An 11,399-nucleotide genomic window follows, 5' to 3' on the forward strand; every position below is an offset into this window, starting at 1 on the left:
CGCAAAGACACGAGACGGACCCGACACGCAAAGACACGAGACGGGCCTGACACCCAAAGACACGAGACGGGCCTGACACCCAAAGACACGAGACGGGCCTGACACCCAAAGACACAAGACGGGCCTGACACACAAACGACAGCGGAAGGAGGCACCGCATGACTCCCGGCGCGAACGCCGGCCTGCTCCACCGCCGCGCGTCGACGCCGTGGTGGTGGCGGCGCGCGGTCGACGGGCCGTCGGCGTGGCCGCGACGCGCGGCCGTGGCCGTGCTCGCCTGCGCCGGGATGCTGGTCTCGCTGCGGCTGGCGTTCTTCCAGTACGGCCTGGTGCCGGCGGTGTGGGAGCCCTGGTTCGGCGACGGCAGCATCCGCGTGCTGGAGTCCGGCTTCTCCCGGGCGCTGCCGGTGCACGACGCCGCGCTCGGCGCCGCGGCGTTCGCGGCCGAGTTCGTGCTCGAGCTGTCGGGCGGCACGACCCGGTGGTGGCGGCGGCCGTGGCTGGTGGTGCTGCTCGGGCTGGTCGCCGGCGGCATGGCGGTGGCCGCGCTGTTCCTGGTGGCGATGCAGGCCTTCGTGGTCGGCGCGTTCTGCACGCTGTGCCTGGTCACGGCGGGCATCTCGGTGAGCGTCGCCCTGCTCGTCGCCGACGAGGTGGTCGCGGTGTGGCGGCAGCTGCGCCGCGCTCGCCGGTACGGGCGGTCCTGGGTGACGGCGCTGCGCGGAGGAGTCGTGGGTGCGCACTGAGTTCAAGGTGTTCGGGGTGATCGCCGGGTTCCTGCTGACCGCGTCGGTCGTCTACCTGTGGTGGACCGGCAGCGGCGCCGCCCACCCGGAGCTGACCGGCGGCATCGCGCTGGGCCTGTCCGGCGTGCTGAGCCTGATCTGCGGCAGCTACTTCTGGCTGGTCGCCCGGCGCATCCCGCCGCGCCCGGAGGACCGGCCCGACGCCGAGATCGCCGACGGTGCCGGCCCGGTCGGCTTCTTCGCGCCGCCCGGGTTCTGGCCGTTCGGCATCGCCGTCGCGGTGGCCAGCGCGGCGGTCGGCATCGCGCTGAGCCAGTGGTGGCTGGCCGGCGCCGCCACGATCGGCGCGCTGCTGGCCACGACCGGTCTGGTGCTGGAGTTCTACGCCGGCGCCCCGGAGTCGCGGTGAGCCGCCGGCCGCGCCGGCCGCGCCAGCCGCCCAAGGCCACCCGCGCGGCCCGGGCGGTGGACGAGCGGTTCCAGGCGGCCACGCCGCTGCGCCGGGCGGTGCACAAGGTCTTCCCGGACCACTGGTCGTTCATGCTCGGCGAGCTGGCGCTGTACTCGTTCGTGATGCTGGTGCTGACCGGGGTCATGCTGGCGCTGTTCTTCGACCCGTCGATGCGGCAGGTCACCTACGACGGCTCCTACGTGCCGCTGCGCGGGATGCCGATGTCCGCCGCCTACGACTCGACGCTGCGCATCACCTTCGACATCCGCGGCGGGCTGCTGCTGCGGCAGATGCACCACTGGTCGGCGAACCTGTTCATGGCGGCGATCGTCGTGCACATGGCCCGGATCTTCCTGACCGGCGCCTTCCGCAAGCCGCGCGAGGCGAACTGGGTCATCGGCATCATCATGTTCTGGCTCGGTTTCGTCGAGGGCTTCGCCGGCTACTCGCTGCCCGACGACGGCCTGTCCGGCACGGGCCTGCGCATCGCCGCCTCGATCGTGGAGTCGCTGCCGGTCATCGGCACCTGGGCGTCCACCTCGCTGTTCGGCGGCGAGTTCCCCGGCGAGGTCATCGTCGGCCGCCTGTACATCGTCCACGTCCTGCTGGTCCCCGGGGCGCTCGTCGCGCTCATCAGCGTGCACCTGGGCCTGATCGTCAAGCAGAAGCACACGCAGTGGCCGCGGGTGCGGCACACCGGCGCGAACGTCGTCGGCGAGCGGATGGTGCCCGGGTTCGCCGGTCGCTCCACCGGGCTGGCGCTCATCGTCTTCGCCGCCGTCGCGGCGCTCGGCGGGCTGGTGCAGATCAACCCGGTGTGGCTGTTCGGCCCGTACGAGGCCGCCGTGGTGTCCTCGGCGAGCCAGCCCGACTGGTACGTCATGTTCCTCGACGGCGCGCTGCGGCTCATGCCGCCGTGGGAGGTGCGGGCCTTCGGCTACACCCTGTCGCCGGTCTTCTGGCCCGGCGTCGTGCTGCCCGGGGTCCTGACCATGCTCGCCATCGGCTACCCGCTCGGCCACGCGTGGCGGCACCGCGGCGAGGAGTACCACAACCTGCTGCAGCGTCCCCGTGACGCGCCGACCCGTACCGCGGTCGCCGCCATGGCCGGCACCTTCTACCTGGTGCTGACCGTGTCGGCCGCCAACGACCTCATCGCCGACAAGTTCCAGCTCAGCCTCAACGCGCTGGTCTGGGCCGGGCGCATCGGCGCCCTGCTGCTGCCGGCGCTCGCCTTCGCGGTCACCCGCCGGCTCTGCCTGGGGTTCCAGCAGCAGGACCGCAAGCGGCTCGCCCACGGGATGGAGACCGGTGTGGTCATCCGCACCCCGGACGGGGAGTACCGCGAGATCGAGCAGCCGCTCGCCGCCGCCGACCAGCTGCCGCTGCCGTACGCCGGCTGGGTGGTGCCGAAGCGCATGCAACGCGTCGGGGCCGCCCAGCGGGAGCTGGAGAGGCCCGCCCAGCGGGAGCTGGAGAGGTCCGCCGATGAGTGACCGTTCGGTGCTGCCGATCGACCCGGTGCACACCCCGAGGCTGCCCGGGCCGCTGCGCCGCACCGTGCCCGGGTCGCGGGTCGTGCAGGCGCTGGCGACCACCGACGCGAAGCAGATCGGGGTCATGTACCTCGTGACGTCGTTCGGCTTCTTCGTGATCGGCGGGGTGCTGGCGCTGCTGATGCGGGCCGAGCTGGCCCGGCCCGGCCTGCAGCTGCTGTCGCCGGAGCAGTACAACCAGCTCTTCACCATGCACGGCACGATCATGCTGCTGCTGTTCGCCACCCCGCTGCTGTTCGGGTTCGGCAACTACCTGGTCCCGCTGCAGATCGGCGCCGCCGACGTCGCGTTCCCGCGGCTCAACGCCCTCGCGTACTGGCTGTACCTGACCGGCGGCATCGTCACCGTCGCCGGGTTCGCCACCCCGGGCGGGGCCGCGGACTTCGGCTGGTTCGCCTATTCGCCGCTCAACAGCCACGTGCACTCGCCCGGCGTGGGCGGCGACCTGTGGACGATGGGCCTGGTGGTGGCCGGCGTCGGCACGGTGATCGGCGCGGTCAACATGATCACGACCGTCATCACGCTGCGGGCGCCCGGGATGACGATGTTCCGGATGCCGATCCTGACGTGGAACATCTTCATCACCGCGCTGATGGTGCTCATGGCGTTCCCCGTGCTCACCGCGGCCCTGCTCGCGCTCGAGGCGGACCGCAAGTTCGGCGCGCACGTCTACGACCCCGCGCACGGCGGGGCGATGCTGTGGCAGCACCTCTTCTGGTTCTTCGGCCATCCGGAGGTGTACATCGTCGCCCTGCCGTTCTTCGGCATCATCACCGAGATCCTGCCGGTCTTCTCCCGCCGGCCGGTCTTCGGTTACAAGGGTCTCGTCGGCGCCACCATCGCGATCGCCGTGCTGTCCATGAGCGTGTGGGCGCACCACATGTTCGTCACCGGGCAGGTGCTGCTGCCGTTCTTCTCGTTCGTGTCGTACCTGATCGCCGTGCCCACCGGCGTGAAGTTCTTCAACTGGATCGGCAGCATGTGGCACGGCCAGCTGACGTTCCAGACGCCGATGCTGTGGTCGCTGGGCTTCCTGGTGACGTTCCTCTTCGGCGGCCTCTCCGGGGTGCTGCTCGCCTCGCCGCCGATGGACTTCCACGTCTCCGACACGTACTTCGTCGTCGCCCACATGCACTACGTGCTGTTCGGCACGATCGTCTTCGCCGCGTTCGCCGGCGTCTACTTCTGGTTCCCCAAGATCACCGGCCGGATGCTCGGCGAGCGCCTCGGCAAGGCGCACTTCTGGCTGACGTTCGTCGGGTTCCACACCACGTTCCTGGTCCAGCACTGGCTCGGCACCCGCGGCATGCCCCGCCGTTACGCCGACTACCTGCCCACCGACGGCTTCACGGTCTACAACACCATCTCCAGCATCGGCGCGCTCATCCTGGGGCTGTCGATGCTGCCGCTGCTGTACAACCTGTGGTCCTCCTACCGGTTCGGCCGCCGCGTCGAGGGCAACGACCCGTGGGGCTACACCAACTCCCTCGAGTGGGCCACCACCTGCCCGCCGCCGCGGCACAACTTCAGGAGCCTGCCGCGCATCCGTTCCGTCCGTCCGGTGTTCGACGCCGTGCACGGCGAGCTCGCCGGCCGTGACCACGGCAGCCCGGACCCCTCCGGCAAGGAGGCATGACATGACCGCCGTTCACGGTGCGCCGCCACGCCGCGCCGACGGCGTCTCCGCACCGCAGGTGCTGCGGCAGTACGCCCTGCTGGCCGACGGCCGCCGCGGCGCGCTCATCGGCCCGCGCGGCGACGTGGCCTGGCTGTGCGCGCCGGCCTGGGAGTCGGACGCCGTCTTCACCAGCCTCCTCGGCGGCCCGGGCGTCTATGCGGTCGCCCCGGCCGACGACCGGTTCGTGTGGGGCGGGTTCTACGAGCCGGGCACCCTGATCTGGACCAGCCGCTGGATCACCACCGACGCGATCATCCACAGCCGCGAGGCCCTCGCCCTGCCCGGCGCGCCGCACACCCTGACCCTGCTGCGGCGGGTGGCGGCGATCCGCGGCGACGCGGTGGTGCGGCTGCTGCTGGACGTGTGCGCCGGGTTCGGCCGGCAGCCGTTGCGCGACCTCACCCGCGACGAGCACGGGTGGGCCGGGCGCGCCGGCGACCTGTACGTGCGCTGGCACGGCGCCCCGCAGGCACGGCCCGACGCCTCCGGCGTCCTGCACGGCGAGCTGCGCCTGCCGCCCGGCGGCCGCCACGATCTCATGCTGCAGCTGTCGACCCGGCCGTTCACCGGGCCGGCGCCCGAGGCGGACGAGCTGTGGCCCGCCACGGCGGCGGCGTGGCAGGCGGCCGTGCCCACCCCGGTGGACGGCTTCTCCGGCCGGGACGCCCGGCACGCCTGCGCGGTCCTGCACGGGCTGACCACCCCGGAGGGCGGCATGGTCGCCGCCGCCACGACCTCGCTGCCGGAGCGGGCCGAGGCCGGCCGCAACTACGACTACCGCTACGCCTGGATCCGCGACCAGTCCTACGCCGGGCATGCCGCCGCCGCGGCGGGCGCCGACGGGCTGCTCGACGCGGCCGTGCGCTTCGTCTCGCAGCATCTGCTGACCGACGGGCCGGCACTGGCGCCCGCCTACGTGGCGGGGTCGGGCCGGCCGGTGCCGGACGAACGGGACCTCGCCTTCCTGCCCGGCTATCCGGGGGCGCCGGTGCGCACCGGCAACTGGGTCAACGGGCAGTTCCAGCTCGACGCGTTCGGCGAGGCGCTGCTCCTGCTGACCGTGGCGGCCCGCCGGGACCGGCTCGACGCCGACGGCCGCCGGGCCCTGCACCTGGCCGCCGACACCATCGCCCGGCGGTGGCGCGATCCGGACGCCGGCATCTGGGAGCTGCATCCGCGGCCCTGGACCCATTCCCGGCTCACCTGCGTCGCCGGGCTCCTGCGCGCGGCCGGCGCGGTCACCGGACCCACGGCCGCGCGCTGGCGCGACCTGGCCGGGTCCATCCTGGCCGACACGCAGGCCACCTGCCTGCACCCGACCGGCCGGTGGCAGCGCGCACCGGACGACCCGCGCGTCGACGCCGCCCTGCTGTTCCCCGGGATCCGTGGCGCCGTGCCGCCCGGCGATCCCCGCACCGCCGCCACGCTCGCCGCCGTGCGGGCCGAGCTCACCGAAGACGGTTACGTGTACCGGTTCCGGGCCGACGACGCGCCGCTCGGCGGTGCGGAGGGCGCGTTCCTGCTGTGCGGCTACGGCATGGCCCTGGCCGAGCAGCAGGCCGGCAACCCGGTCGCCGCCGCCCGCTGGTTCGAACGCAACCGCGCGGCCTGCGGCCCGCCGGGCCTCTATGCGGAGGAGTACGACGTCCGGCAGCGGCAGCTGCGCGGCAACCTGCCCCAGGCGTTCGTGCACGCCCTGCTCCTCGAGACCGCCGCGACGCTGCCCGATCCGACGGGCTGAAGAGGTGTGGTCAGGTGCTGAGGATCCGGGCCTTCTGCTGCTCGAACTCGGCCTCGGTCAGCACGCCCTGCGCCTTGAGCGCACCGAGCTGCTGGAGCTGCGCGAGCCGGTCGGACGTGTCGTCCCCGGAAGCGTAGGCGGCCTGTTGCTGGTCCTGCGCCGCCCACCGGCCGGCCTGGTGCCGGGAGACCCGGTTGGACACGGCGGTCGCGGTGCCGGCGACCACGGTGGTGCGGGCGATGCCGCGAAGCAGTCCTGGCATGGTCGGCCTCCTATCGGCTGAACTGTCGGCTGAGCTATCGGCTGACTTCGGTGTCGACGCGCTCGACGGCCGCGAGCAGTGCCTGCACCGGGATCCGTCCGCCGGCGACGAGCTGGCCACCGCCCCGGCGCAGCGTTGTGGCCAGTGGTGCGGCCCACCGGTTCTCGTACACGAGGATGGCCGCCACGCTGCCCTGGTTGAGGACGTCGGCGGCGTCGGCGAGGTCCTCGGCGTCGACCAGCCCGGTCGTGACGCCCTCGAACATCAGCAGGTCCAGCTTGCCGTCGTGGTCGACGTCGGTCAGTTCCAGCCCTTCGACCGTGCCGTCGCCGCGCTTCCTGACGAAGACGAGATCGAGAATCCTGATGATGCCGCGTTCGACGAGGTCGACGAGCAGCGGCAGCCCTTCGCCGGTCACCCGGCCGTCGGGGAACTCCACCACCAGGTAGTCGACCGGACCCATGTCCTCGAGATCCCGCATGCAGAAACCGTGCCGCCGCGCGCCGGGCGCCGGCCTCGCCCGCGCCGGATGACCGGCCCGGGTGCGGCGGGGCGCGCGGACGGCGGGTGCGATGCCGTTCCATCTATTGTCCTAGGAAGCTCTAGGGGTTGGGCAGTCGCTCACGGCGCTGCGGGTGCCGGCCGACGCGTCGTGCGCCGGTCCACCGTCCGGCGGCACGGGTGAAATCCGGGGTGGCGGCAGGGGTCGCCCGGACGGGTGCGGCGCGCGGGCCGGGTCGAGGCGCGGCGGACGGTCGGGCGGGGGCGGTAGCGTAAAGCGAATGTCGTTCTGATCGCCTCTGGTCAGGATCATCCCCTTGTTGCGCAGACCCTGGTCGACCTCGCTCCTCGTCGCCGCTGTGTCGGTGGCTGCCGTCGTCGGCCTGGGGAGTTCGGGGCTGCTGTCCCCGCGGTGGTCGCGGTTCGTCGACGACGCGGGGCAGCTCTCCGCGGCGCTCGCGGCGACCCTCGTCTGCTGGCTCACCGCCCGCCGGCACACCGGCGGTCAGCGGTGGTGGCGGGTGTGGATGGGCGCCGCGACGTGCGGCTGGATGATCGGGCAGTTCTTCTGGTCCTGGTACCGGCTGGTCAACGGCGAGGTGCTGCCGAGCCCGTCGCTCGCGGACGCCGGGTATCTCACGCTGCCGGTGTTCGCGCTCCTGGCGGTCTACACGCTGGCCGCCGAGCGGCCAGCGCAGGGCGCCGCGTGGCGCCGCCGGGGGAGCCTGGTGGTGGTGCTCGACGGGCTCATCGTCGTGGGTGCGCTGTTTGTGCTCACCTGGTCCACCACGCTCGGGGCGGTGGTGCGGGCCGGTGCGGCCACCACGCTCGAGTACTCGGTCGCGATCGCCTACCCGGTCACCGACCTGCTGCTGACCATCATGATCGTCCTGCTGGTCGCGACGACGGCGGCCGCGCCGAACCGGGCGCAGCTGGTCGTCCTCGCCGCCGGGCTGTTCGCGCTGTCGTTGTCGGACAGCGTGTTCGCGTATGCGGTGACCAGGGGCGTGGGCAACATGTCGCCCCTGGCCAACTCCGGGTTCGTCGCCGGGCACGCGCTCATCGCGGTCGCCGCGCTGACGCCCGTCCGGGAGATGCCGCACTGGCCGGTGCGCCCGCGGGCCCGCTGGGGCCACATGATGCTGCCGTACGTGCCGGTCGTCGGCACGGGCGTGCTGGTGATCGTGCAGCTCGCCCGGGGCGTCGAGATGGACGGCACCGAGATCGTCGCCGAGACCATGGTCATCGTGCTGCTGATCATCCGGCAGGGGGTGGTGCTGGTGGAGAGCGCCAACCTCGTCGCGTCGCGGACCCGGCTCGTGCTCGCCGCCGACGAGACCCGCCGGCGGCTCGAACGCGACCTGCACGACGGCGTGCAGCAGCGGCTCCTCTCGCTGGGCCTGGAGGTGCGCCGGGTCGAGACGACGGTGCCGCCGGAGCTGGCGGAACTGCGTCAGGACCTGTCCGCCGTCGTGGACGGGCTGAACGGCGCCGTCGACGACGTGCGGGAGCTCTCCCGCGGCGTACACCCGGCGATCCTCGTGCAAGGCGGCCTGCGACCGGCGCTCAAGGGGCTGGCCCGCCGCTGCGCCGTCCCCGTGGACCTCGAGATGGAGGTGGAGGGCCGGCAGCCGGAGCCGATCGAGGTCGGGGCGTACTACGTGGTGGCGGAGGCGCTGACGAACGCCGTCAAGTACGCCAGGGCGACGGTCGTCCACGTCGTCGTTTGCGCGCAAGGTGGCTACCTGCACGTGACGGTGAACGACGACGGGGCCGGCGGCGCGGACCCGAAGGGAGGCACCGGTCTCATCGGGCTGATCGACCGGGTCGAGGCGCTGGGCGGCACGCTGACCGTCGAGAGCCCCGCCGGCCGGGGCACCCGCCTGCAGGCCGACTTCCCGCTCGGCGAACCGTGACCAGGTCCGGATCGCGGGCAGGAGCGGACGCGGCCGTACCCCACGTGCCGCGGGTGAGATGTCACCCGCATCGGGTGGTGTTGACGGTCGTCAGGAAGGCGAACGGTCGGACGTGTGCATGCTGGACCGGTGCGGACGCGGCCCAGTCCCGCAATCACGCCCTCGCCGACCGGGGGAGGCCGCATGACGGTGACCAGCAGTGTTCGGCGCCGGCTCATGACGCTGTTGCTACCGGACACACCGCCGCCGCTCCTCGTCGGTGTCATCGTCGCGGCGGTGGTCATCACGGCCGAGACGGCCCTGCTCGGGCTGCTGCATGCCACCGAACCGCAAAGGTCGCCGACCGCCGTCATCTACATCCTCGGCGTGGTGGCGTTGACCATCGTGTGGGGCGTCCGGCTCGGCGTCGGTGTGGCGGTGGTCAGCTCGCTGGTGTTCAACTTCGTCCACGTGCCTCCGGGCGGTCTGCACCTGACCGCGGTGCAGGACCTCCAGCGGGCCGTGGTCTTCGCGATCGTGGCACTGGCCAGCGGCGGGCTGGCCGACCTCGCCCGGGCGCGCGCGATGGAGGCGCGGCAGCTGGCGGTCGAGGCGGACATCGTCGCCCACCTCGCCCGCTGCGTCCTCGGCGCGGACGACCTGCCGTCGGCGCTGCGGTCCGGGGCGCGGTGTGTCGCGGCCGGGTTCGGCCTCTCCAGCGCGTCGATCGAGATCGGCGACGCACCGGACCCGGCGAAGGCCGCCGGCGCGACCGTGCTCGAACTGGGCGACGGGAAGCGCCGCCCGGTGTGGCTCGTCGTCCCGGACGACACCCCGCCGGCGACGCTGGAGCGCATCCGCGAGCGGATCGGCCCGCCACTGGAGGAGGTCGTCAGCACCGCCGTGAAGCGCCAGGAGCTCGTCAGTACCCTGCGGGCCAGCCAGCAGGCGACGCAGGCCCTGCTGTCGGAGCAGGCGGCGCTGCGGCGGGTGGCCACGATGGTCGCCGCGGGCGGGCCGCCCGGCACGGTGTTCGCGGCGGTGACGGCCGAGCTGCACCGACTGTTCCGGGGTTTTCACACCGCGCTGCTCCGGTACGAGCCGGACCGCAGCGTCAGGACGGTCTCGGAGCGGGACGAGGGCGGACGGGTGCTGCCCGACCAGCCGAGCCGGCCGATCGAGGGCGAGAACATCGTCGGCACGATCCTCCGCACCCGCCGCACGGCACAGATCGACTACGACACCGCCAGCGGGCCGATCGCCGAAGAGCTCCGGGCCCGCGGCGTCCACCGCGGCCTCGGCGTGCCGATCATCGTCGACGGTGAGCTGTGGGGGGTCACGCTCGTCCTGTCCTACAAGCCGGGGCCGGTGCCGGCCGACGCGGAGAACCGCCTGCTCGCCTTCACCGAACTCGTCGCCACCGCCATCGCGAACACCGAGAACCGCGCCCGGCTCGTCGCGTCCCGCGGCAGGCTGGTCGCCGCGGCGGACGACGCGCGGCGGCGCATCGAACGCGACCTGCACGACGGGCCGCAGCAGCGCATCGTCGCCCTCGCCCTGCGGCTGCGCATGGCGGAGGACGCGACGGCGGGCGACGTGCCGGCGGCGCGGCGCCTGCTGTCCGACACCGTCAGGAACCTCACCGAGATCCACGAGTCGATGACCGACCTCGCCCGCGGCATCCACCCGGCGCTGCTGACCCAGGGCGGGGTCTGCCCGATGCTGCGCACGCTGGCCCGGCGCAGCATCGTGCCGGTCGAGCTGCGGCTGCAGGTGCCGGGCCGGCTTCCCGAGCGGGTGGAGGTGGCCGTGTACTACGTGGTCTCGGAGGCGCTGACCAACATCGCCAAGCACGCGCAGGCGCCGGTCGCCCTCGTCACGGTGGACGCGGACGAGCGGTCCATCTGGCTGTCGGTCCGCGACGACGGTGCCGGCGGGGCCGACCCGGAAGCGGGCACGGGGCTCGTCGGCCTGCGCGACCGCGTCGAGGCGCTGGGGGGCCGGTTCGGCGTCGTCAGCCCGCCGGGGCAGGGGACGACCCTGACCGCGGAGATCCCGCTCGCCCAGCCGGACCCGCACGCCGTCGCGGAGTCGTTCCCGATGGCCGCCGCCGGCTGAGTGCGCGCGGGCCGGTGGTCCGGCGGACGGTCAGCGGGCCGCCCGGTGGCGGAGGCGCTCGGTCGCGATGAAGTCGGTCAGGGTGTCCAGGTCCTCCAGGGCGTGCTGGTTGAAGTCGGCGGCCACGCCGTGCTCCGTCTCGATGGCGTCGACCAGGCGGATGATCGCCAGCGACGACACGCCCATGGCGACCAGCGAGCAGCCGGCCGTGGCGACGTCGTGCGGGGTGAGCCGGTCGTCGCAGGCCTGCGAGACGGCGCCGGCCAGCCAGGCGCGGATCCGGGTGCGGGCCGGGGTCTGATCGGTCCAGACCCGCTCGACGTGGTCGAGGCACTCGTCCCGGGTGCCGCGGTGGCCCTCGGCGACCCAGCCGGCCGGCAGGTCGTCGGCCACGGGCCAGACCGAGTACTGCTCGTCGGCGTTCATCACGACGCGGTGGTCCATGAGGGTT

Annotated in this window: 9 protein-coding genes and 1 pseudogene; 7 read left to right on the plus strand and 3 right to left on the minus strand. The window is 73.2% G+C overall.

Annotation, left to right across the window (positions count from 1 at the left end):
- Positions 1-158 precede the first annotated feature (158 nt).
- Genes ABZ321_RS41550 through ABZ321_RS41570 form a run of 5 tightly spaced genes read left to right on the plus strand, consistent with a single transcriptional unit; the run spans position 159 to position 6,172 of the window.
- Positions 159-746, plus strand: a complete 588-nt coding sequence (locus ABZ321_RS41550; RefSeq protein ID WP_354901209.1) for a vitamin K epoxide reductase family protein — start codon at positions 159-161, stop codon at positions 744-746.
- Positions 736-1,155: a cytochrome c oxidase subunit 4 gene (locus ABZ321_RS41555; protein WP_344508764.1), complete on the plus strand. Its 420-nt coding sequence runs from the start codon at positions 736-738 to the stop codon at positions 1,153-1,155. The genes ABZ321_RS41550 and ABZ321_RS41555 overlap by 11 nt, the downstream gene beginning before the upstream one ends.
- Positions 1,152-2,693 (plus strand): ubiquinol-cytochrome c reductase cytochrome b subunit, encoded by a 1,542-nt coding sequence (locus tag ABZ321_RS41560; RefSeq protein ID WP_354901211.1) that lies wholly within the window; start codon positions 1,152-1,154, stop codon positions 2,691-2,693. Before ABZ321_RS41555 ends, ABZ321_RS41560 begins: the two co-directional genes overlap by 4 nt.
- The gene (ctaD, locus tag ABZ321_RS41565; RefSeq protein WP_344508761.1) at positions 2,686-4,389 is read left to right on the plus strand and encodes a cytochrome c oxidase subunit I; all 1,704 of its coding nucleotides are present in this window, start codon (positions 2,686-2,688) and stop codon (positions 4,387-4,389) included. The genes ABZ321_RS41560 and ctaD overlap by 8 nt, the downstream gene beginning before the upstream one ends.
- A gap of 1 nt (position 4,390) precedes the next feature.
- A complete protein-coding gene (locus tag ABZ321_RS41570) occupies positions 4,391-6,172 on the plus strand; it encodes a glycoside hydrolase family 15 protein (RefSeq protein ID WP_354901214.1) in 1,782 nt (593 codons plus the stop codon).
- A gap of 10 nt (positions 6,173-6,182) precedes the next feature.
- Here ABZ321_RS41570 and ABZ321_RS41575 read toward each other — a convergent pair whose 3' ends face one another.
- Both ABZ321_RS41575 and ABZ321_RS41580 read right to left on the minus strand, forming a co-directional pair.
- A complete protein-coding gene (locus ABZ321_RS41575) occupies positions 6,183-6,434 on the minus strand; it encodes an SHOCT domain-containing protein (RefSeq protein WP_344508757.1) in 252 nt (83 codons plus the stop codon).
- A gap of 34 nt (positions 6,435-6,468) precedes the next feature.
- On the minus strand, positions 6,469-6,915 hold the full coding sequence (locus ABZ321_RS41580) for a DUF6325 family protein (protein WP_354901216.1): 447 nt from the start codon (positions 6,913-6,915) through the stop codon (positions 6,469-6,471).
- Between the two features lie 340 nt (positions 6,916-7,255).
- On the opposite strand from ABZ321_RS41580, the gene ABZ321_RS41585 reads away from it, so the two are divergent.
- Positions 7,256-8,851: a histidine kinase gene (locus tag ABZ321_RS41585; RefSeq protein WP_354901218.1), complete on the plus strand. Its 1,596-nt coding sequence runs from the start codon at positions 7,256-7,258 to the stop codon at positions 8,849-8,851.
- Between the two features lie 183 nt (positions 8,852-9,034).
- Positions 9,035-10,948 carry a DUF4118 domain-containing protein gene (locus ABZ321_RS41590; protein WP_354901220.1) on the plus strand — a complete coding sequence of 638 codons (1,914 nt, stop codon included), beginning with the start codon at positions 9,035-9,037 and terminating at the stop codon, positions 10,946-10,948.
- 300 nt (positions 10,949-11,248) lie between these two features.
- On the opposite strand, the pseudogene ABZ321_RS41595 reads toward ABZ321_RS41590, so the two are convergent.
- Positions 11,249-11,392: pseudogene (locus tag ABZ321_RS41595) on the minus strand (MbtH family NRPS accessory protein); the annotation flags it as partial.
- Between the last annotated feature and the right edge of the window lie 7 nt (positions 11,393-11,399).

Source organism: Dactylosporangium sp. NPDC006015, from assembly GCF_040614215.1.
Lineage (GTDB): Bacteria > Actinomycetota > Actinomycetes > Mycobacteriales > Micromonosporaceae > Dactylosporangium > Dactylosporangium maewongense.